Origin of the sequence: Paracoccus fistulariae, from assembly GCF_028553785.1 — a bacterium.
In the GTDB taxonomy this organism is placed as follows: domain Bacteria; phylum Pseudomonadota; class Alphaproteobacteria; order Rhodobacterales; family Rhodobacteraceae; genus Paracoccus; species Paracoccus fistulariae.
This window is the reverse complement of sequence record NZ_CP067136.1, coordinates 999,953-1,020,039: the sequence shown is the minus strand read 5'-3', so window position 1 is coordinate 1,020,039 and position 20,087 is coordinate 999,953. Positions and strand designations below refer to the sequence as shown.

The window sequence follows — 20,087 nt, the reverse complement described above, 5'->3', positions numbered from 1 at the left end:
TCACCACATCTTCGCGGCGCGTTGTCAGGACCGCTATTGCGGCCCTCACGCGGCTGTTACATGGTCGCGCAATGAGGAGGTGCCACGATGAGCGCTATCGTAGATTTTCTGAATAATATTTTCTGGGGATACATCCTGATTTACGGCCTTCTGGCTGTCGGGCTGTTTTTCACCATCCGTCTGGGCTTCATCCAGTTCCGCTATTTTGGCGAGATGTTCCGCTGTGTGCTTGGGTCGCGCGAATCCGACAAGGACGGGATTTCGCCTTTTCAGGCGCTGACCGTCTCGCTGGCCAGCCGTGTCGGCACCGGCAATATCGCGGGCGTCGCCGTGGCGCTGACGCTGGGCGGGCCCGGCGCGATTTTCTGGATGTGGATGGTCGCGCTGGTCGGGATGGCGACGGCTTATGCCGAATCGACCCTGGCGCAGCTTTACAAGACCCACGGTCCGGATGGCATGTATCGTGGCGGGCCCGCAGCCTATATCGCGCGCGGTCTGGGACAGCCCTGGCTGGCCTCGGTCTTTTCGGTCGCGCTGATCCTGTCCTTCGGGTTGATCTTCAACGCCGTGCAGGCCAATTCCATCGCCGAAGCGGCGGCCACCCCGATTGAAACGATGCTGGTCGGCTCTGGCATGTTCGAGGCGACACCCGAAGGCACCGCCGCGGCCTTTACCGCCGCCAAGGCCATCATCGGTGCCGTGGTCGCGGTTCTGGCCGGGATCATCATCTTTGGCGGCATCCCCCAGATCGCGCGCGTGGCGGAATTCGTCGTGCCGTTCATGGCCGGTTTGTACCTGCTGGCGGCGATCATCGCGCTGGTCATGAATATCGACCGCGTTCCGGGCATCCTCAGCGGCATCGTCCTGAACGCCTTTGGCCTGCAGGAAACCGTGGGCGGCGTTGCGGGCAGCGTGACCGCCGCGATGATGAACGGGATCAAGCGCGGGCTGTTCTCGAACGAGGCCGGGATGGGGTCGGCGCCCAATATCGCCGCCGTGGCGACGCCCGCGCCGCATCACCCGTCAAGTCAGGGGTTCGTGCAGGCGCTTGGCGTCTTCATCGACACGATCCTGGTCTGTACCGCGACCGCGACGATGATCCTTCTGGCCGATGTGATTCCCTCGGCTGAGCTGACCGGCGTGAACCTGACGCAGGCGGCACTTGGCGATCACTTTGGCAACCTTGGCCAGATCTTCGTGGCCGTGGCGATCTTCTTTTTCGCCTTCACCTCGATCATCGGGAATTACTCCTATGCCGAAAACGCGGTCGTCTATCTGGGCGCGGGCAAGGGCGGCATCATGATGTTGCGTGTCGCGGTGATGGGCATGGTCGTCTGGGGTGCGATCCAGGCTGTCGGTACCGTGTTCAGCTTTGCCGATGCCTCGATGGGTCTGATGGCGACGATCAACCTGGTGGCCATCGTGCTGCTGTCGGGCACTGTGCTGGTCCTGACCCGAGACTATATCCGTCAGCGCAAAGAGGGCAGGAACCCGGTCTTCGTGGTCGCCGATCACCCGGAAATCGCGCCGGGCGTCGACAAGACGATCTGGACGGCCAATAACGGATAGGATCCGCCTTTCAACATCTCCTTGGCCGCCGAAATCGCGGCCAAGGCTTTTCCATCCCGTCCACAAATGCTAACGGCTTGACCGACCAGAATGCCGAGGCACGACGATGGATGATCTTTCCCCCCTCCGCCAGCAATGGCTTGACCGTATCAAGGACGCCGCCGATCCCGCCGCGATCGAGGACGTGCGCCTGTCCGCCCTTGGCAAGAAGGGTGAGATCAGCCTGAAAATGCGCGAATTGGGCAAGATGACGCCCGAGGAACGCCAGACCACCGGCAAGGCGCTGAACGCCCTGCGCGACGAATTGGACAGCGCGCTGCGCGCCCGCAAGGCCTCGCTTGAGGATGCGGCGCTGGAGGCGCGACTGGCCGAGGAATGGCTGGATGTGACCCTGCCGGGCCGTCCCCGCCGTCAGGGCACGATCCACCCGATCAGTCAGGTCTCCGATGAGGTTACCGCGATTTTCGCCGATATGGGCTTCGCCGTGGCCGAGGGGCCGCAGATCGAAACCGACTGGTATAATTTCGACGCGCTGAACATTGCGCCCGAACATCCGGCGCGGCAGGAACATGACACCTTCTTCATGCACCGCGCCCCGGGCGATGACCGTCCGCCGCATGTGCTGCGGACCCATACCAGTCCGGTCCAGATCCGTGCCATGCAGGATCACGGCGCGCCGATCCGGGTGATTGCACCGGGCCGCGTCTATCGCATGGATATGGACCAGACCCACGCCCCGATGTTCCACCAGATCGAGGGTCTGGCCATTGGCCGCGACATTTCGATGGCCCAGCTGAAATGGACGGTCGAGGAATTCTTCAGCGCCTATTTCGGCACCCGCGTCAAAACCCGCTTCCGCGCCAGCCATTTCCCCTTCACCGAACCCTCGGCCGAGGTCGATATCCAGTGCTCCTGGGTCGACGGCAAGCTGATCGTGGGCGAGGGCGATGACTGGCTGGAGGTTCTGGGCTCTGGCATGGTCCATCCGCATGTGCTGCGTTCGGGCGGCGTGGATCCGAATGAATGGCAGGGCTTTGCCTTCGGCATGGGCATCGATCGCATGGCGATGCTGAAATACGGCATCCCCGACCTTCGCGCCTTCTTCGAAAGCGACCTGCGCTGGCTGCGCCATTACGGTTTCGTTCCGGGCGACGTGCCCAGCGTGGCGGGAGGGTTAAGCAGGTGAGTGCATTTGCGCTCGTAGGCGCTCTAATGGCTTCATCCGCTGCTTTGTGGGTCGCGTATAAGGTTTATCCGCACCAGAAAGAACTGGACAGGCAGCTGCAGATGCGCAGCGAAAAACGTGAAGCTGCGATTGAGTTTCTGGAGGCCGCTCAGGATTTCGTCGACAGCAATAACAGACGCGCGCGAGAGGACGAAATACTTACTCAATCGCGTTTTGAAGTCGCAGCCAGAAGACTCGCCCTTTATATTGATGGCAAAGAGGTCGATGCGCTTGGTGCTGTATATTTCTCAGCAAAGGACTACGCCAAGGCCGTTAAAAAATGGGCGGATGCCAAAAGAGAAGAAAAAGAAGACGAGCGTAGAAAGCAGTATACTGAGAGGAAGCGGCAGTGGCAGAACTTTCAATGCTCTCGTGATCGCTATATCGTTGTTATTCGCAAAGAATTCTTCCCATCAGAGGAGGAGGGCGAGAAAATCTTGAAAGCGTTCACTCGTGCTCAGCAAGGCCCTGATGAGGAAGCTCAATCAGGAGACTGACGTGCTTTGTCGGATAATTGTTAAAAGAGCTTATTGCAGCGAGTCAAATTTATCCCTTTGAAACGAGGTGTGGTGAACACTTGTCACACAAGATATAGCTTCGGTTCTTTTAAAAGTGAGAACTGCCACAGGAGTCACCATTGAGCTTTTTCGACAGCATTTTCCGCAATCAGCCCACTGACAACGCCTCCGAACGCGTCAGGCAGCAGTTCGAGATTGCGCATACTGGCGTCGATTTCGGGGCGGCGCTGTGCTTTCTGATCGGCTCGATCATGTTCTTCTGGCAAAGCTGGATGTTCACCGCGACATGGTTTTTCGTCATCGGGTCGGTGCTGTTCGCATTGAAGCCGACGATCAAGCTGTGGCGGGAAGTTCGGCTGTACCGGATGTCGCAGGGCAAGTGACATTGGTGGAAAAGGCGGATAAGCCTTGTCCGTTCCCTTCGAAAACCCCGGAAGAAAGCGATTTTCAACGACGATGAGCCAGTCCTCTGACGACGCGAAAGGCCAGGCAGCGGATGGCGGAGTGCCCGCAATCTCGCCCGACAAGGCCATCTGTGCCGAGGCAGAGCAGGCGGCCATGCTTTATGCCGCGGAAGAGGTCTTCAACCATATTCTTGGTCGCGTGAAAGCCTTTCAGGCGCAACTGCCTGAGGATCACGAACTGGGGCTGCAACTGGCCGATATGGGGGCAGGGCAGGCGCTGCATGTGCGCGGGATGAGCTACAAGAACCCCAATATCATCGAATTTTCCGGAATGCTGAACGGCGCGCAGCAGGTGCTGATCATCCAGCATATCTCGCAGCTGAGTTTCCTGCTGATTGCAGTGCCACCGCCTGCGGATCAGAAACCCTACCGGATCGGCTTTGGCGCCGATCTGTGACGCAAAAGGGCCGCTGCGGTGATCCGGCAGCGGCCCTTCACAAGATATCGGCGGGGTCAGCGCGCCATTTCGGCCATCAGGCGCTGACGCGTCACGGCGTTATCGTCGCGGATCATGCCGGGGATCAGGAAGATGTCGATCACCACCCAGACCGAGACCAGCGCAATCAGCGGCCAGCCGATCAGGATCGGCGCGGTCAGCCAGCCAATGCCCCACATCAGCAGCATGATCAGCCCGCTGGCCCAGCGACCCAGATACATCCGGTGCACCCCGAAGCCCCACAGCAGCAGAAGCAGCAGATAGGCGACGAGGGGCGATTTCGCCTCATTCGTGACGCGCTGCTCGATCAGCAATTGTTGGGTCGTGTTCATCCTGGTGCATGTCCTTTTCAAATCGTCGCGGCGGATTTGCCGCTGCCGATGAAAACATAGGAACGATGCCGGTTTTGGCAAGAAGAGGGCGCGGAAATCGCTCCGCGCCCCGTGTTCTGTTACTGCGCCTGTTCCGGCTGGATCAGGCCGTAAAGCTCCAGCGAGATACCGATCGGGCGCACCACGCCGCCCTCGGACGGGCCCTCGCGGTTCAGATCGCTGACGGCCATGGCATAGCGGCCCGGTTGCAGCAGGACGGGGCCAAGCGTGCTGTCGGTGCTGCCACGGTCATTGTCGTCATTCTGGCCGATAAGATCGCCGCGTTCGGCAAAAAGCGCCAGCTTGGTATCCACGCCCAGCATCTCTCCCTGGGCATGCGCGACCAGCATGCGCGGCTGATCAAGCGTAAAGCGCAGCCAGTTTGCCCCGCCACTGTTCAGCAGCACTGCCCGACGCTCGGACGTCAGGTCGATTGTTTCCATCGGGAAGCTGCCATCCATCGGCGGCACCAGATTGCCTTGCTGATAGGCGCGGCGCAGGAATGCCTCGCGATCCAGCTTTTCGGCCAAGACCGTCATATCGCCCGGCTGCGCCGAATAGGCCGCGATGCCCAGGCAGTAATCGCCTGCGGCAAGGGTATCGGCGTAATCCAGCCGCGCATTGGTGCCCTCTGTGTCGTCATCTTCGGCCAGCATCTCGCCATCGGCGCCGAACAGCTTGATCAGCGGGTCCAGATCCTGACTGGTTCCGCGCAGCGTCAGCGGGGTCGCCTCTGACAGGGTAAAGCGGAAATAGCTGGTCGCGGTGCCATCGGCGGGGACAGAGACCGGGCCCTGGGCCAGCGCGGCATTAAGCGGTCCGTCTGCCAGCGCCGTTGCCTCTGTTTCCGGGGTGCAGGTCTCGACCAGGGTGGCGCTTGCCGAGGCGGTGCTTTCCTCGTTCAGCAAAGGCGGCTGCTCGGGGCGGCTGATTTGCAGCGTCGCGGCCATATTCTCGCTGCGGATATTGGACAGCACGACGCAGTAGCGCCCGGCAGTCAGGTCTTTCTGCAGGCTGGAATTCAGCGTCGAAGGCGTGTCGTCATTTTCCGCCAGCGCGGTCCCGTCGGCTGCGACAAGCTGGATCATCGGGTCGCCCTCATCCGCGCGCGCCTCGATCCGGGCGGTGCCATCCTCGGACATGACAAAGGCGAAAACCTCCTGCTGATTGCCCGTCACGGCGATCTGCCGCGACAGGGGCACCTCGCTGAAGATCACGTCGGAGAGGTCGGAATTGTCGGCGATCCAGCGGGCCGCGCCAAGGTCGGCGCATTCCATCAGATCGTCACCGGCCGCTTGCTCCTCTGTTCCGCCCAGAGGCTCCAGCTGCACCGACGTGTCGGCCTCCTGCGCCAAGGCCGGTTGCCCGAATGCCAGACATCCGGCGGCGACAGTTGCGAAAAATTTCGTGAAACCAGTATCGCTCATCTAATTCTTTGCCTTTCTTAACGTGCATCCGGCAGCAGTTTCAGTTCCCTGATGCAAACTGGTGTAAACATGGGCCCGGGGCAATGCCGTCGACCACAGTTCGCGGCAAAACGCCAGCCGAAACCGAAAACTTGCGTGCAGGCGCTTGACCAATCGGCCTTGGACGGGTTCAAGGCGTGCAGCAGTTCCGTCCGTTCCTGCCGGTCGGCAAAGAAGTGGAAAGACGTCATGAAATTCACCCTGTCCTGGCTCAAAGAGCATCTGGAAACCGAGGCGACCCTGGATGAGATCACCGAGGCGCTGACCGATCTGGGCCTTGAGGTCGAAGAGGTCTCGGACCCCGCCGCGCGGCTGCAAAGCTTTACCCTGGCCAAGGTCGAGCAGGCCGAACAGCATCCCGATGCCGACCGCCTGCGGGTCTGCCGGGTGATGACGGATGAGGGCGAAAAGCAGATCGTCTGCGGCGCGCCGAATGCGCGGGCCGGGATCACCGTGGTGCTGGCCAAGCCCGGCGATTACGTTCCCGGCATCGACGTGACGCTGGGCGTGGGCAAGATCCGTGGCGTCGAAAGCCACGGCATGATGGCATCCGAGCGCGAGCTGGAACTGTCGGACGAGCATGACGGGATTATCGAACTGCCCTCGGGCGAGGTCGGTCAGAAATTCGTCGATTGGCTGGCCGAAAACGCGCCGGAAAAGATCGACCCGATGATCTATATCAAGATCACCCCGAACCGCCCCGACGCGCTTGGCGTGCATGGCATTGCGCGCGATCTGGCCGCCCGTGGTCTGGGCCGCCTGAAACCGGTGCCCGAGGCGAAGATCGAGGGCAGCTTTGACAGCCGCATCAATGTCTTTATCCGGCCAGAAGTCGCCGACAAGGTGCCCTTCTTCGCGGGTCGCATGGTGCGCGGGCTGAAAAATGGCCCCAGCCCTGCCTGGCTGCAACAGCGGCTGAAGGCGATCGGACTGCGCCCGATCAATGCGCTGGTCGATATCACGAATTTCTTCACCTTCGATCTGAACCGACCGCTGCATGTCTTTGACGCGGCCAAGGTCCGGGGCGATCTGGTGCTGCGCGCGGCGCAGGACGGCGAAGAGATCGTGGCGCTGGATGACAAGACCTACAGCCTGCCTGCGGGCACGCTGGTCATCGCCGATGACAATGGCGCGGAAAGCATTGCGGGCGTGATGGGGGGCGCGATCTCTGGCTCGTCCGAGGACACGGTGGATGTCTTCATCGAGGCCGCCTATTTCGACCCGATCAGCATTGCGGCGGCGGGCCGGGCGCTGAAGATCAATTCGGATGCCCGCTATCGCTTCGAACGCGGCATCGACCCGGCCTTCACATTGCAGGGTCTGGATCTGGCCACGCAGATGGTGATGGATCTGTGCGGAGGAGAGCCCTCTCATGTGGTCAGCGCCGGTGCGATCCCCCAGACCGACCGCGCCTATCCGCTGGATCCCGCCCGCACGCAACGCCTTGTCGGGCTGGATATCCCGGCCGAGACGCAGCGCGCCTCGTTGGAGGCACTGGGTTTCCGCATGGAAGGTGACATGGCGCATGTGCCCTCATGGCGGCCCGATGTGCTGGGCGAGGCCGATCTGGTCGAGGAAATCGCCCGCATCGCCAGCCTGACCAAGCTGGAAGGCAAGCCCCTGCCGCGTCCGCAGGCCGGTGTGCCAAAGCCGATCCTGACGCCCCTGCAGATGCGCGAACGCGCGGCACGTCGTCAGGCGGCCTCGCTGGGCTATAATGAATGCGTGACCTACAGCTTCATCGACGCGGATGCGGCGAGCCTGTTCGGCGGCGGCACCGATGCGCTGCGCGTCGAAAACCCGATCAGCAGCGAAATGACCCATATGCGCCCGGATCTGCTGCCGGGACTTCTGGCGGCTGCGGCCCGCAATCAGGCGCGCGGCTTCATGGATCTGGCGCTGTTCGAAATCGGGCCGGTCTTTTCGGGGGCAGAGCCGGGCGAACAGGCGACGCAGATCTCGGGCCTGCTGATCGGGCATAATGCGCCGCGCGATCCCTATGGCAGCCGCCGCAAGGTCGATCTCTATGATGCCAAGGCCGATGCCGAGGCGATCCTGTCGGTGCTTGGGGCGCCGGCCAAGGCGCAGATCAACCGCAAGCTGGACGGCTGGTGGCATCCCGGCCGCGCGGGCAATGTCGCGCTTGGCCCGAATGTGCTGGCCAGCTTTGGCGAGTTGCACCCCAAGGTGCTGCGCCAGATGGACGTGAAGGGACCGGCGGTGGGCTTTACCATCCGCATCGCCAATGTGCCCTTCCCGAAATCGAAATCGGCCAGCCGCCCGGCGCTGGACAGTTCCGAATTGCAGGCGGTCGAGCGTGACTTTGCCTTCGTCGTCGATCCGCAGGTCGAGGCGATGACCATTGTCAACGCCGCGCAGGGCGCCGACAAGGCGCTGATCGACTCTGTCTCGGTCTTTGACCAGTTCACCGGGCTGGAGGGGGGGCGGAAATCCATCGCCATCACCGCCCGGCTGCAGCCGCGCGACAAGACCCTGACCGATGCCGAGATCGAGGCGGTCAGCCAGAAGATCATCGACAAGGTCACGAAAGCGACCGGCGGCACGTTGCGAAGCTAGGCTTCGCGAATCTTCCCGAAACGGCGGATGCCCGGCGATTTGCCGGGCATTTTCATTATCAATTCACCATCGATTCACCATTTAAGCACGAAAATGTGTCGTTTTGGTAACGAACCTGTCCCAATAGTCAGTCGTTGGAAGCGGTAATCATAAGATATATTTGTCTGACGTGCAGTGTAGGACGATCCTGGTTGGTAACCATTGAACTTGGTGACATGACATGACTAAACCGCAATTGATTCTGATCCCGGGCCTTCTCAATGACGGCGAACTTTGGCGCGATCAGCTGAAACCCCTCTCGCAAATTTCACGGCCGATGGTCGCCGATATCACGCAGGGCAACACGCTGCGGGAACTGGCGCAGGACGTGCTGGCAAACGCGGAAGAGGAATTCGCGCTGGCCGGGTTTTCCATGGGCGGCGTCGTGGCGCTGGAAATCATGCGCATCGCGCCAGAGCGTGTGACCCATCTGGCGCTTCTGGACACGACCATGCTGCCCGACGGATCGGATCACGACCGCGAACGCCAGCGCCTGATCTCGATGGTGCATAACGGATCCAAGTTCCACGGCTTTGGCGAACGGCTGCTGGATATCTATGTGGCCCCCGGCAACCGGCAGGATGCCCGGATCGCGGCGCGTGTGCGCAGCATGACCGAACGCCTCGGCCCCGAGGTTTTCATCCGTCAAAGCCTGATCGAGCGTCCCGACAGTCGGCCGTTGCTGCACGACATCTATTGCCCGACGCTGGTTCTGTGCGGCGAAAGCGACGTGCTGACGCCCCCCGACATGCATCGCGACATGGCCGTTGATATCCCCGATTCGCGACTGGTGATCCTGCCCGATAGCGGCCACCTGACCCCCATCGAACAGCCAAAGGCGGTCAGCGAGGCCTTGGCGCAGCTGATGGCGCGGGACCGTTTCATGCCGGTCCACATGCCTGTCGAACAGGGCGCCGCAAGCTATCTGGCATAGGGCGGGATGCCCGGGCGACGCGCGGCAGTGCCCCTCTGCCGCAGCCACGCCGAAGGTCGCGACCCGTTGGGGACGGTACCTTGCAGTTGGACTGGCGGGAATGATGGAGCGGGTGATGGGAATCGAACCCACGTATTCAGCTTGGAAGGCTGCTGCTCTACCATTGAGCTACACCCGCATCGCAGAACCGTATAGGCGGGAACGATGCGGGGTTCAAGCTATGCGATGCCTCTGACCGTCAGTTCGTTGCGCAGGTCCCCGGCGCTGGTAAAGTGGATCGCGTCCATTCCCACATCAATTGCGCCCTGAACATTGGCCGCGCTGTCATCGATGAACAGGCAATCCTGCGGGCGCAGACCGTTGCGCTGGCACAGGGTCAGGTAGATCCCGGGATCCGGTTTCAGCATCCCCTCGATGCCCGAGACCAGAATATCTTCGAACAGATCATCCAGACGCGGATAACGGCGGCGCGCCTCGGGCCATGTTTCCGCTGCCCAGTTGGTGATCGCATAAAGGTCGTGACCATTGGCCTTCAGATTTTCGGCGATCTCCCAGGTTCCGGCATTGGATTGGGTGATGGTCAGGCCGAATCGGTCCAGATAATCGTCCAGCGGCGCGGCCAGATCGCCATGCGCCGCATGCGCGGCGGCAAGACCTTCGGCAAAGCTGCGTCCGCCATCCTGCTTTCTGTTCCAGCCGTTGAAATCGATCTTTTCGAACCACGCTTTCATCGCGGCCTCGTCATCGAAATGCTGCTGAAAGGCGGCCTCGGGAAACCAGTTGATCAATACCTGACCCAGATCAAAGATGATATGTGTCTTCATCGCCTATCGCCTTCCTTCAAAGAAATCTTGCAACAGCCCGCGCGCCTCATGCGCGCCAAGCCCGTCATAAATCTCGGGGCGATGGTGGCATTGCGGGTGGTCAAAGACCCGCGCCCCGTGTTCCACCCCGCCCATGCGCCGGTCGCTGGCGCCGTAATACAGCCGGGCGATCCGCGCGGCCGAAATGGCCGCCGCGCACATCGGACAGGGCTCCAGCGTCACCCAGAGGCTGTGCCCCGGCAGCCTTTCGCTGCGCATCTTGGCGCAGGCGTCGCGGATGGCAAGGACCTCGGCATGGGCGGTCGGGTCGGACAGTTCTCGCGTGCGATTGCCCGCCGATGCGATGATGCGGCCATCCGGGGCGACCAGAACCGCGCCCACCGGCACCTCGCCGCGATCAGCGGCGGCGCGTGCCTCGGCCAAGGCGCGATCCATATAAGAGGTGAACCCGGACATATGCGCTTGTCGCAAGCCGGTCACGACTGCGCAAGCGGGCAAAATAATCCTTCCCCGCCCGGGACCGCTGCCCTAGAAGGGCGCTTTAACCCACCGCAGAGATGCGCAGGAGAATTCGCATGACCGATGAAAACACCCCCAAAACCCCCGATACTGCCGAACGCATCGCCAAGGTGATGGCACGCGCGGGCGTCGCCAGCCGGCGCGAGGCGGAACGGATGATCGTGGAAGGCCGCGTGACGGTCAACGGTCAGAAGATCGACAGCCCGGCGCTGGACGTGCGTCCCAGCGACAGGATCATCGTCGATGGCAAGCGGTTGGAAGAGCCGCAGGAAACCCGGCTGTGGCTCTATTACAAGCCGCTGGGCCTTGTGACCACGGAAGCGGATGAAAAGGGCCGTCAGACGGTCTTCGACGCCCTGCCGCGCGACATGCCGCGGGTGATGAGCGTCGGACGACTGGACCTGAATTCCGAAGGTCTGCTGCTGCTGACCAATGACGGCGAATTGAAGCGGCGGCTGGAATTGCCGACGACTGGCTGGCTGCGCCGCTATCGCGTGCGGGTGAACGGAAACCCCACCGATCTGACCTTCGCCTCGCTGCGTCGCGGCGTCACCATTGATGGCGAGGAATTTGCGCCAATGGAGATCAAGCTGGACAGCCAGCAGGGTGCGAATGCCTGGCTGACCGTCGGCATCCGCGAGGGCAAGAACCGAGAGATCCGTCGCGCGATGGCGCATGTCGGGCTGCAGGTGAACCGGCTGATCCGCATCGGTTACGGGCCCTTCAAGCTGGCGGGGCTGGAAAAGAACGAGGTCACCGAGGTCAAGCGCCGCGTGCTGCGCGACCAGCTGGGCGGCTTGCTGACCGGAGAGATGACAGAGAAGGATCGCCCGATGCGCCCGCGCGGGGCCGATGCGCCCCGGGGACCGCGAGAGGAGCGCGAGGATCGCGGCCCACGCCGCAGCTTCCGCACGCAGGGCGACCGGCCCGAGCGTGGTGAGGGTGGCGAGCGTCCCGACCGCCCCCGCAAATTCGGCGCGAAGCCCTTTGGCTCTGACGACCGTCCGAAGCGCTTTGGCGGGCAATCGCCCGAGGGGCAGGATCGCCCCCGGCGGTTCGGCGGCAAACCATCTGACGGCGAGGATCGTCCCCGGCGGTTCGGTGGAAAGCCCGCAGAGGGCGGCGACCGGCCCCGGCGGTTTGGTGGCAAATCTGCGGAAGGCGAAGATCGCCCCAGACGCTTCGGTGGCAAGCCTGCGGGTGAGCGCCGTTTCGGCCAGTCCGCGCGCGACGACAGCCGTCCGGCCAAAGGCAATTGGGGCCGCGATGGCGGCGGGTCGCGTCGGCCGGCCGAGGCGGGCGAGGGCGGCGACGATCGCAAGCCGCGCCGTTTCGGCAAACCGGGGGGGGAGCGCGCCTCCTTTGACGGCAAGCGCGGTGGCAAGCCCTCTTTCGGCGGTGATCGCAGTGAGCGCGGCGGACCGGGTCGTCCACGTGCGGGCGGCGGCTTTCGCGGCAAGCCCGGCGGTGGGAAGCCGGGTGGTGGCAAACCGGGCGGCGGTAGAAGCGGCGGGGGCAAACCCGGTGGTCGTCCAGGCGGCCGTCCCGGTGGCGACAAGCCGCGCGGCTGACAAAAAACCGGACAGGCGTCATGGCCTGCCCGGTTCTTGGGAACCTCGGCGGACGTCGTGTCCGGCTATGGTGATTATTTCGTCAGAATCAGTTTTCCAGCGCGGGTGATCCGCAGCTGATAAATTTGATCGTCCAGAATGATCAGCGCCTGATTCCCCCCGCGCGTCAATTCATTTGCGTCATGCTGCGGCAGGCGCGACAGAGCACTGGTGCAGGGTTGCGTAAAGTCGGCAGGACGGATGGCGGTCATTGTCGGCCTCATTGCGTGTGAACTTCTGTGGGGTAAACCTGACTAATTTACTTCGGAATGTCAAAGTAAAAGAGTCAGTTTTTTGTGTCGGAATAGCAAACCCTTGAATAAAGGCACTAATCCGCCGAAAGGCAGTCATGCAGATGCCGGGCCAGACCCGCGATGACCTGCCCGTAAAGCGCCGGCCCGGGCGCGATCCCGAGCCCTTCGGGATCCAGTTCCTGTCCCATCCTGACGCCGGTGCCCTGCGTCGCTGCGGCGATCAATTTCGGATCCTGCGCGAATTCGGGAAAGGCGCAGCTTGCGCCGCTATCGCCGATCTGCCTGTGCAATTCGCTGATCCGGGCCGCCGATGGCGTGCTGGCATCGCCCGGACTGACGGCAAGCGCGGGCGCCAACCCGTAGTGATCCGTGAAATAGCCATAGGCGTCGTGGAACACGACAAAGCTCTTGTCCGCGACGGTTGCCAACTCATCGCGAATCGTCACATCCATGTCGCGGATCGCCTTCGCGGCGGCCTGTGCGTTATCGCCATAGGTCGCCGCGTTTTCGGGATCGGCAGAGGACAGGCTTTCGGCGATTGCCCCCAGCCACACAGCCGCATTTTCGGGGTTCAGCCAGGCATGCGGGTCGATATTCCCGTGGTCGTGGTCGTGGTCGTGGTCGTGGTCGTGGTCGTGGTCGTGCCCTTCGTCCTCGTCATGCGCATGGCTGTGCTCGCCCTCATAATCGCGCAGCGTGGTCCCCTTGCTGTCCAGCAGGCGCAGCTGCGCGACCGATTGGCCCGCCGATTCCGCCGCCCGGTCCAGCCAGGGCGTCAGCTCTGGCCCGGTCCAGATCAGCAGGTCGGCCCCCTGCAAGGCCCGCGCATCCGAGGGGCGCATCTGGTGGTGGTGGATGCTGGCCCCGGCGGGCAGCAACACATGGATCTCGGCCAGATCGCCGGTCACCTGCTGCACAAGGGATGCGGTGATCTGGGTGTCCACAACGATCTGGGGCGCGGCAAGGGCAGGGGCGGCGCCCAGCAGAAGCGCGGTCAGGGCAGGGGAAATTCGCATGGGAAGGGTCCGTCATCTGGTTGTCGGGGCGCTGTTGTTGATGTTATATGATAACAAGTCAAATGAAATGTTATAAAGTAACATAGATGAAGCCCTTGCCCGCCGATCCTGCCCAAGCCGCCTTCGCGCCGCATGATCACGAAAAATGCAGCGCCCATGCCCTTGATGAGGCCGAGGCCCGTCTGGCCAAGGCCGGGGCGCGGCTGACGCCGGTGCGGCGGCGGGTGCTGGAAATCCTGCTGGAATCGCACCGGGCCCTGGGGGCCTATGACGTATTGCAGCGCCTTGCGGCCGAGGGTTTTGGCAACCAGCCGCCCGTGGCCTATCGCGCGCTGGAATTTCTGGTCCAGCACGGGCTGGCCCATCGCCTGCAGCGGCTGAATGCCTTTGCGGCCTGCCTGCATCCGGGCCACGACCATGCGCCGGCCTTTCTGATCTGCCGCGCATGCGACGGGCTGGCCGAACTGCCGGGGGCACCGCTGCGCGAGACACTGTCACAGCTTGCCGCGGCCTCTGGCTTTTCGGTCGAAAGGGTCACGATCGAGGCCATGGGCCTTTGCCCCGGCTGCGCAGATGAGGCAGGCCAATGACGCCATTCATCAGGGCCGAGGCCGCGACGATCCTGCGTCCGGGCAGCAGCAGCGTCGTGCTGGAAAACATCGATTTTCAGATCGCCCCGCAAGAGATCGTCACCGTCCTCGGCCCGAACGGGTCGGGGAAATCCTCGCTTGTGCGGGCCTTGCTGGGGCATATGCCGCTGGCCTCGGGGCGGATCAGCCGCCGCGCGGATCTGCGCATCGGATATGTGCCGCAGCGGGTGCAGATCGATACGGCGATTCCGATGACGGTGCGGCGCTTTCTGTCCCTGCCGCGCCGGATCAGCGATCAGATGGCGGCGCAGGTGCTTGCCCGGACGGGGGTCGAGGGCCTGCAAACGCGGCAATTGACTCAGCTGTCCGGCGGGCAGTTCCAGCGGGTTCTGCTGGCGCGCGCGCTGCTGCATGACCCGAACCTGCTGGTGCTGGATGAGCCGACGCAAGGTCTGGACCAGCCCGGCATCGTTGCCTTTTACAAGCTGATCGAAGAGGTCCGCGGCGAAACCGGGGCGGCGGTGCTGATGGTCAGCCATGACCTGCTGGTCGTGATGCGGGCCTCGGATCGGGTGATCTGCCTGAACGGCCATATCTGCTGCGAGGGCACGCCCCAGCATGTCAGCACGGCGCCCGCCTATCGTGCGCTGTTCGGGGCGGGCGGGGATGGCGCGCTGGCGCTGTATCAGCACCGCCATGACCACGATCACGACCATTCGGATGATGGCTGCCACGGGCATCATGCGCATCACCATTCCCAACAGGGCTAGGCGGCGACACGGATGCTGGACGATTTCTTCTTGCGCGCGATGCTGGCCGGTCTGGGGCTGGCGCTGGTGGCCGGACCGCTGGGCAGCTTTGTGGTCTGGCGGCGCATGGCCTATTTCGGCGATTCGACGGCGCACGCGGCGATTCTGGGCGTCGCGCTGAGCCTTGCCTTCAACTTCTCGATCTATGCGGGGACGCTGACGGTCGCGCTGGCCATGGCGCTGCTGGTCACGGCGCTGGTGTCGCGCGGGCAGGCGATGGATACGGTGCTGGGGGTGCTGGCCCATTCGGCGCTGGCCTTCGGGCTGGTCGCGATCAGCTTCGTGCCCTCGGCGCGGGTCGATCTGAACGCCTATCTGTTCGGCGATATCCTGACGGTCGGGCGGGGGGATCTGGCGCTGATCTGGCTGGGCGCGCTGGCGGTTCTGGCGCTGCTGATCTGGCGCTGGCAGAACCTGCTGACCGCGACACTGAATGAGGAACTGGCCATGGCCGCCGGGATCGATCCGCGGATCGAGCGCCTGCTGCTGTCGGTCGCGCTGGCGGTGGTGGTGGCGCTGTCGATTCGAATAGTCGGATCGCTGCTGATTTCGGCCATGCTGATCATTCCCGCAGCCGCCGCCCGCAGCCTTGCCGGCACCCCCGAGCGGATGGCCGCCAATGCATCGCTGATTGCCTGCTTTTCAGTCATGCTTGGACTGGGGGCAAGTTTGCATCTGGACACACCGGCCGGACCGTCGATTGTGGCCGTCGCAGCCGTGTTTTTCGCAATTTTCTTTGTATTTCGACGCCCTTAGTGCAGTCTTGCAACAATTTCTGCCCAGCGGCGATAAGGAAGGAACCGGCGGGCGGCTAAAGTGTTGGCGATTATGCAACAGTTGCCGCAGACCCGTATGGGAATTGAATTAATGCTGCTTTTCAACCCAGCGGGTTTGTGCGACTGTCGCAGCGATGTTGCCGGATACGGCAGCCTTCAAACGAAACGGAGCATGATCATGACCAAATTCGCTACTTTCGCTGCCGCTCTCGGCCTGACCGCAACCTCGGCTCTGGCCGGTGGCTATGTTGCCCCCGTCGTCGACGTCGAGCCCGTCGTTGTCGAAGAGCAGCCCTCGTCCTCGAACGCCGGCCTGGTTGTTCCCGCTCTGCTGCTGCTGGGCGTGATCGCTGCCGTCGCTTCGGACGACGACGACAGCTAATTTCAAGTAGGATCGGTCTCACCGGTCTGAACTTGAGGGGCTGACCTTAGGGTCAGCCCTTTTCTTTTTGGCGGATGCGATGCCGCAAAAATGCTTGCGCCCTTGTCGTGCCTGTGGATTGCTTGGCTTTCCAAACGGAAAGGGTGAAGATGTCTTTCGAACAATGGCTGGCCTTTGCGGCGGCTTCGGCCGTGCTGCTGGCAATTCCGGGTCCGACGATCCTTCTGGTGATTTCTTACGCGCTTGGCCATGGAAGGCGCGCCGCCAAGGCGACGGTGGCGGGGGCCGCGCTTGGGGATTTTACGGCGATGACGGCCTCGATGCTGGGGCTTGGGGCGCTGTTGGCGACCTCGGCCACGCTGTTCACACTGCTAAAATGGATCGGGGCGGCCTATCTGATCTATCTGGGGATCAAGCTATGGCGTGCGCCGGTCAGCGACCGGCCGCTTGACCTTGATCCACAGGACGCGCCCAAGGGCAGTCCTTGGCGGATCCTGGCGCATACCTATGCGGTGACGGCGCTGAACCCGAAAAGCATCGTGTTCTTCGTCGCCTTCCTGCCGCAATTTATGGACAGCACGCAGCCCGCCTTGCCGCAGATGGCGATTTTGGAGGCGACATTCCTGGCGCTGGCCATCCTGAATGCGGCGATTTATGCGCTGCTGGCCTCGGCCGCGCGCCGCTCGATCCGCAAGCCGTCGGTGCAGTCTGCGGTGAACCGGGTCGGCGGAACGCTGATGATCGGGGCGGGGTGCTGGCAGCCGGATGGAAACGCAGCAATGCCTGACCTTCCGGCATGAAAAAACCGGCCCTTGGCGGGGCCGGTTTGTTTGTCAACGCAGGGACGTTCAGGGGCGCAGCGTCTGGATCGTCACATAGCCAAGCTTCGGACCAATCCACTGCCGCGACACGGCGATCTGGTTGCCCGAGCGCATGTAGCTGTTCTGGAAGGTGACGCCGTGGCCCTCGCAATTCTCGACCGTGACGCCCGCGCGCGGACCCGGCCCGACCGAGCAGGTGAATTGCAGCGGACGTTCCAGACCATCGCCACCGTAATAGCGCATGATCCGCGTGCCGCTGCCTGACGCGCCGGCGCGGATCAGGCTTTCGGTCTGGGCTTCTGCCACGGACAGGTCATGGCCCAGACCGCGCGTGCCCACCAACATGCCACCGCGCAGGATCAGCGCCTCTTCCGAGGGCGTCATATAGGTGCGCAGGCCGCCATTCTGGCCGGTCATTGCCATGATCTGCGTGCGCCCCAGATTTTCGAACCCGGCCTGGATCAGCGGACCGGGATTGACGCGCAGCGCCTCGGCCGCGGCTTCTTGCGGGGTCTTGGCGACAGCGGCCGTGGTGTCGGCCTGACGCCGCTGGGCGATCATCTCGGCCGCGGTCTGGGTCACGACACCCAGGGCGCCGACATCGCCATCGTCGCCCGTGGTATTGCCACAGGCCGTCAACCCGGCCAGCAGGGACGCCGCCAGCGTGATCTTGATTGCGCGGTTCATCGCCAGAATCTCCCCCAGCCTTCGTAAAGTTCGACAGAATGGCTGTCGCGGATCCGGTCATAGAGGCGACCGTTGACATTCAACTGGGCACCGCCATCGCGCGACAGCGAGCGCAGATCGGCAGAGACGCGTTCCCGTGTCGGCACGCCGGTTGCCCAACCCAGCGGGATCGAGAAGGTGATGCCCTTGTCAAAGCTGCCTTCGCCGAATTCCTCGGCGCTGAGATCGGTTTTCGTGGCATAGGCCCCGATCCGCCAGCCATTGGCGAATTCGCGGCTGAGCGACACGGTCGCGCCCTTGTCGCCGGCCAGATATTTGCCGACATCCAGCTGCGCCGTGAAGCCGTTCGAGAATTCGTAATAGGCCGAGACATGGCCCATCGTGACCTCGTAATCGCGGAAATCGAACAGCTGGTCGAAATCACGCTTGCGCACGCGGTTGATCTCTGCCCCGAAGGCCAGCGGCGAATTGACCGGCTTCCACAGCACTTCCGCCGAGACGCCACCATAGGCGCGTTCCAGCAGACCGCCGGTCACGCGGGCATAGACGTTATCGGTGGCCTTGGCGTAATAGGCCAGCGTCAGTTCCGGGATCACCGGGCTTGTATTTCCGGTATACATCCGCGTGTCCGACCGCACGCGCGGGATGCCGTTATAGCTGGCCAGATCGGGGTTCGATTCATATTCCTTGGCGCTGTAATATTCGCCGCGCTGGACGCCGGGAATGCCCGGGCCGCGCTGGTCGATATCGCCAAAGACGCGCTGGCGCAGCGTGCCGGTCAGGAACAGACCGGGGCGCAGCTCATAGCTGGCGCTGGCCTCGGCCCCGACCTCGTTGGTCAGGCCGTCCTCGGCGCTGAAGATGCCCAGATCCCAATAGGGCTGAATGCTCCAGCGGAAGCGCGGATAGACATCGGGCGTGCGCACCAGACCGGGGGCCGAGCGCGGCGCGTCGGTCAGCTGCGCGACGGCGGCGATCTGGCTGGCCTCGGTATTCTCCAGCCGCTCGACATCGGACCGGCGCAGCGTCACCGAAGAGGTCGGCACGCCGTCTGCGGTCGAGGTGATGACGAAGGTTTCCACCGAGGGCGGCAGGGCGCGGGTCATCAGGCGCGCGGTGCGGCCGATGGCCTCGGCCTGGCTGATATAGCGCTGGTTGCGGATGCGGACCTCGGCCCGGTTGGCATTCAGCGCCATGGATTCCAGGATCTGGCCTTCGTCATCCAGCGCCGTGCCAAGCGCCTGCTGGATCGCCGGTTGTGCGGTCGGATCCTGTGCCCATGTGCCCGCCCAGCCGTCGGGATCGGCGGCCAGTGCCGGGCGCGGACGCACCGGGGCGGGCGCTTTTTCCAGACCGGAAGGATAGGGCGCCTCGCGCGGGTTCAGCGCGATGGACACCTGCATGCCAAAGGTTTCCCCGCCGATCGAGTAGATCCCCGCCTGATAGCTTTCGCCAAAGCGGTAATAGGCGGCCAGGTTCAGGTTATTGCCGGGCTCGGCATCGCCCTGCTGAAAGAAGTTCCCGTTATTGTAGCGGGCCTGATACTTGTCGTTGGAATATTCTGCGACAAGGTTCAGCTTGTCATTCACCTGCCAGCTGACCGAGGCGAAGGGCTTTGGCCCGCCGCTGAACCAGTCACCGGCATTCAGCGTGCCGCCTTCATCATCGACGTCGATGGTGCGGTTCTTGCCCGCCAGCACGCCCCAACCCAGACCGGCCGAAACGCTGACCTTCGGGGTCACGGTCTTGGTCGCGACGATATATTCGCCCGAATAGACGCCGGTGCCGATGAAGTCCTGCAGGCCCACGGCCACCGCCGGGCGCCAGCCGTCCTGATCCTCGTCCAGGAACTGTAAGCGCAGATCGAAGGAGCGGTCCGAGATATAGCCGTCATTGCGGTAATCGTTGATCCCCTCGACCCGCGAATAGCGCAGCACCGTCGTCAGGCGTGGCAACAGCTGAAACACGATATTGGTGCGGCGGCCATATTCCGACCACGAGACCGAGGCGCCCAGCGTGCCATCCTCCAGCATCTGCGCCGTCGGCGTGTCGATCCCGCCGGCCAGACCATAGGTGGACATCTGGTCGCCCTTCAGCGGCTCTGCCACGGCGGTCGAATTGACCGACCCGAACAAAAGCGCGGCCGGCAGGGTTGTCGCCATCAGGCGTCTTATTGTTCTGGATCGGCGCATCGCGAAGT

General features: G+C 63.1%; 22 protein-coding genes and 1 tRNA gene. 13 read left to right on the top strand and 10 right to left on the bottom strand.

Annotated features, from left to right (window positions below; genetic code table 11):
• Window positions 1–87: 87 nt before the first annotated feature.
• From JHX87_RS05065 to JHX87_RS05045, 5 genes are all read left to right on the top strand, one after another.
• A complete protein-coding gene (locus JHX87_RS05065; RefSeq protein ID WP_271882865.1) occupies window positions 88–1,569 on the top strand; it encodes an alanine/glycine:cation symporter family protein in 1,482 nt (493 codons plus the stop codon).
• A 106-nt stretch (window positions 1,570–1,675) separates the two neighbouring features.
• Entirely contained in the window at window positions 1,676–2,755 is a 1,080-nt protein-coding gene (gene pheS, locus JHX87_RS05060) for a phenylalanine--tRNA ligase subunit alpha (protein ID WP_271882863.1), read from the top strand.
• Window positions 2,752–3,291, top strand: coding sequence for a hypothetical protein (locus tag JHX87_RS05055; RefSeq protein WP_271882862.1), 540 nt, complete (start codon window positions 2,752–2,754; stop codon window positions 3,289–3,291). Before pheS ends, JHX87_RS05055 begins: the two co-directional genes overlap by 4 nt.
• Window positions 3,292–3,431: 140 nt before the next feature.
• Window positions 3,432–3,695: a YrhK family protein gene (locus tag JHX87_RS05050; RefSeq protein WP_271882860.1), complete on the top strand. Its 264-nt coding sequence runs from the start codon at window positions 3,432–3,434 to the stop codon at window positions 3,693–3,695.
• A gap of 121 nt (window positions 3,696–3,816) precedes the next feature.
• A complete protein-coding gene (locus JHX87_RS05045; protein WP_272833846.1) occupies window positions 3,817–4,173 on the top strand; it encodes a DUF6173 family protein in 357 nt (118 codons plus the stop codon).
• Window positions 4,174–4,229: 56 nt separating this feature from the next.
• Here JHX87_RS05045 and JHX87_RS05040 read toward each other — a convergent pair whose 3' ends face one another.
• The 3 genes from JHX87_RS05040 to JHX87_RS05030 form a co-directional block, all read right to left on the bottom strand.
• Window positions 4,230–4,544, bottom strand: coding sequence for a TM2 domain-containing protein (locus JHX87_RS05040; RefSeq protein WP_271882857.1), 315 nt, complete (start codon window positions 4,542–4,544; stop codon window positions 4,230–4,232).
• Window positions 4,545–4,663: 119 nt separating this feature from the next.
• Window positions 4,664–6,010 (bottom strand): hypothetical protein, encoded by a 1,347-nt coding sequence (locus tag JHX87_RS05035; protein WP_271882855.1) that lies wholly within the window; start codon window positions 6,008–6,010, stop codon window positions 4,664–4,666.
• A 17-nt stretch (window positions 6,011–6,027) separates the two neighbouring features.
• Window positions 6,028–6,240: a hypothetical protein gene (locus JHX87_RS05030; RefSeq protein WP_271882854.1), complete on the bottom strand. Its 213-nt coding sequence runs from the start codon at window positions 6,238–6,240 to the stop codon at window positions 6,028–6,030.
• Here JHX87_RS05030 and pheT point away from each other — a divergent pair.
• Both pheT and JHX87_RS05020 read left to right on the top strand, forming a co-directional pair.
• Window positions 6,239–8,626 (top strand): phenylalanine--tRNA ligase subunit beta, encoded by a 2,388-nt coding sequence (gene pheT, locus JHX87_RS05025; protein WP_271882852.1) that lies wholly within the window; start codon window positions 6,239–6,241, stop codon window positions 8,624–8,626. The genes JHX87_RS05030 and pheT overlap by 2 nt on opposite strands.
• A 220-nt stretch (window positions 8,627–8,846) precedes the next feature.
• Window positions 8,847–9,599: an alpha/beta fold hydrolase gene (locus JHX87_RS05020; protein WP_271882851.1), complete on the top strand. Its 753-nt coding sequence runs from the start codon at window positions 8,847–8,849 to the stop codon at window positions 9,597–9,599.
• A gap of 104 nt (window positions 9,600–9,703) precedes the next feature.
• Here the strand turns inward: JHX87_RS05020 and JHX87_RS05015 are convergent.
• The 3 genes from JHX87_RS05015 to JHX87_RS05005 form a co-directional block, all read right to left on the bottom strand.
• A tRNA-Gly gene (locus JHX87_RS05015) sits at window positions 9,704–9,777 on the bottom strand.
• 40 nt (window positions 9,778–9,817) lie between these two features.
• Window positions 9,818–10,423, bottom strand: a complete 606-nt coding sequence (locus tag JHX87_RS05010) for an HAD family hydrolase (RefSeq protein ID WP_271882849.1) — start codon at window positions 10,421–10,423, stop codon at window positions 9,818–9,820.
• A 3-nt stretch (window positions 10,424–10,426) separates the two neighbouring features.
• A complete protein-coding gene (locus JHX87_RS05005; RefSeq protein ID WP_271882847.1) occupies window positions 10,427–10,879 on the bottom strand; it encodes a nucleoside deaminase in 453 nt (150 codons plus the stop codon).
• A gap of 119 nt (window positions 10,880–10,998) precedes the next feature.
• On the opposite strand from JHX87_RS05005, the gene JHX87_RS05000 reads away from it, so the two are divergent.
• Complete coding sequence (locus JHX87_RS05000; RefSeq protein WP_271882846.1) at window positions 10,999–12,513, top strand: pseudouridine synthase; 1,515 nt, start codon at window positions 10,999–11,001, stop codon at window positions 12,511–12,513.
• Between the two features lie 74 nt (window positions 12,514–12,587).
• Here JHX87_RS05000 and hemP read toward each other — a convergent pair whose 3' ends face one another.
• The gene (hemP, locus tag JHX87_RS04995) at window positions 12,588–12,764 is read right to left on the bottom strand and encodes a hemin uptake protein HemP (RefSeq protein WP_271882845.1); all 177 of its coding nucleotides are present in this window, start codon (window positions 12,762–12,764) and stop codon (window positions 12,588–12,590) included.
• A 116-nt stretch (window positions 12,765–12,880) separates the two neighbouring features.
• The gene (locus JHX87_RS04990; protein WP_271882843.1) at window positions 12,881–13,822 is read right to left on the bottom strand and encodes a zinc ABC transporter substrate-binding protein; all 942 of its coding nucleotides are present in this window, start codon (window positions 13,820–13,822) and stop codon (window positions 12,881–12,883) included.
• 95 nt (window positions 13,823–13,917) lie between these two features.
• On the opposite strand from JHX87_RS04990, the gene JHX87_RS04985 reads away from it, so the two are divergent.
• The 5 genes from JHX87_RS04985 (at window position 13,918) to JHX87_RS04965 (ending at window position 17,179) form a co-directional block, all read left to right on the top strand.
• Window positions 13,918–14,412, top strand: a complete 495-nt coding sequence (locus JHX87_RS04985) for a Fur family transcriptional regulator (protein WP_377776021.1) — start codon at window positions 13,918–13,920, stop codon at window positions 14,410–14,412.
• Window positions 14,409–15,182 carry a metal ABC transporter ATP-binding protein gene (locus tag JHX87_RS04980; RefSeq protein ID WP_271882840.1) on the top strand — a complete coding sequence of 258 codons (774 nt, stop codon included), beginning with the start codon at window positions 14,409–14,411 and terminating at the stop codon, window positions 15,180–15,182. The genes JHX87_RS04985 and JHX87_RS04980 overlap by 4 nt, the downstream gene beginning before the upstream one ends.
• Before the next feature lie 12 nt (window positions 15,183–15,194).
• Window positions 15,195–15,977, top strand: coding sequence for a metal ABC transporter permease (locus JHX87_RS04975; protein WP_271882838.1), 783 nt, complete (start codon window positions 15,195–15,197; stop codon window positions 15,975–15,977).
• A 198-nt stretch (window positions 15,978–16,175) separates the two neighbouring features.
• Entirely contained in the window at window positions 16,176–16,379 is a 204-nt protein-coding gene (locus JHX87_RS04970) for a hypothetical protein (protein ID WP_377776007.1), read from the top strand.
• Between the two features lie 149 nt (window positions 16,380–16,528).
• Window positions 16,529–17,179, top strand: a complete 651-nt coding sequence (locus JHX87_RS04965) for a LysE family translocator (protein ID WP_271882836.1) — start codon at window positions 16,529–16,531, stop codon at window positions 17,177–17,179.
• A gap of 48 nt (window positions 17,180–17,227) precedes the next feature.
• Here JHX87_RS04965 and JHX87_RS04960 read toward each other — a convergent pair whose 3' ends face one another.
• Window positions 17,228–17,887 (bottom strand): YjbF family lipoprotein, encoded by a 660-nt coding sequence (locus tag JHX87_RS04960; RefSeq protein ID WP_271882834.1) that lies wholly within the window; start codon window positions 17,885–17,887, stop codon window positions 17,228–17,230.
• Window positions 17,884–20,049, bottom strand: coding sequence for a YjbH domain-containing protein (locus tag JHX87_RS04955; protein WP_271882832.1), 2,166 nt, complete (start codon window positions 20,047–20,049; stop codon window positions 17,884–17,886). Before JHX87_RS04955 ends, JHX87_RS04960 begins: the two co-directional genes overlap by 4 nt.
• Between the last annotated feature and the right edge of the window lie 38 nt (window positions 20,050–20,087).

Coding starts and splice junctions, on each gene's coding strand:
- JHX87_RS05005 (WP_271882847.1), bottom strand. CDS start 10,879: ATGTCCGGGTTCACCTCTTATATGGATCGCGCCTTGGCCGAGGCACGC.
- JHX87_RS05035 (WP_271882855.1), bottom strand. CDS start 6,010: ATGAGCGATACTGGTTTCACGAAATTTTTCGCAACTGTCGCCGCCGGA.
- JHX87_RS04970 (WP_377776007.1), top strand. CDS start 16,176: ATGACCAAATTCGCTACTTTCGCTGCCGCTCTCGGCCTGACCGCAACC.
- JHX87_RS04980 (WP_271882840.1), top strand. CDS start 14,409: ATGACGCCATTCATCAGGGCCGAGGCCGCGACGATCCTGCGTCCGGGC.
- JHX87_RS04965 (WP_271882836.1), top strand. CDS start 16,529: ATGTCTTTCGAACAATGGCTGGCCTTTGCGGCGGCTTCGGCCGTGCTG.
- JHX87_RS04990 (WP_271882843.1), bottom strand. CDS start 13,822: ATGCGAATTTCCCCTGCCCTGACCGCGCTTCTGCTGGGCGCCGCCCCT.
- hemP (WP_271882845.1), bottom strand. CDS start 12,764: ATGACCGCCATCCGTCCTGCCGACTTTACGCAACCCTGCACCAGTGCT.
- JHX87_RS04955 (WP_271882832.1), bottom strand. CDS start 20,049: ATGGCGACAACCCTGCCGGCCGCGCTTTTGTTCGGGTCGGTCAATTCG.
- pheS (WP_271882863.1), top strand. CDS start 1,676: ATGGATGATCTTTCCCCCCTCCGCCAGCAATGGCTTGACCGTATCAAG.
- JHX87_RS05065 (WP_271882865.1), top strand. CDS start 88: ATGAGCGCTATCGTAGATTTTCTGAATAATATTTTCTGGGGATACATC.
- JHX87_RS05030 (WP_271882854.1), bottom strand. CDS start 6,240: ATGACGTCTTTCCACTTCTTTGCCGACCGGCAGGAACGGACGGAACTG.
- JHX87_RS05000 (WP_271882846.1), top strand. CDS start 10,999: ATGACCGATGAAAACACCCCCAAAACCCCCGATACTGCCGAACGCATC.
- JHX87_RS04975 (WP_271882838.1), top strand. CDS start 15,195: ATGCTGGACGATTTCTTCTTGCGCGCGATGCTGGCCGGTCTGGGGCTG.
- JHX87_RS05040 (WP_271882857.1), bottom strand. CDS start 4,544: ATGAACACGACCCAACAATTGCTGATCGAGCAGCGCGTCACGAATGAG.
- pheT (WP_271882852.1), top strand. CDS start 6,239: ATGAAATTCACCCTGTCCTGGCTCAAAGAGCATCTGGAAACCGAGGCG.
- JHX87_RS04960 (WP_271882834.1), bottom strand. CDS start 17,887: ATGAACCGCGCAATCAAGATCACGCTGGCGGCGTCCCTGCTGGCCGGG.
- JHX87_RS05020 (WP_271882851.1), top strand. CDS start 8,847: ATGACTAAACCGCAATTGATTCTGATCCCGGGCCTTCTCAATGACGGC.
- JHX87_RS05010 (WP_271882849.1), bottom strand. CDS start 10,423: ATGAAGACACATATCATCTTTGATCTGGGTCAGGTATTGATCAACTGG.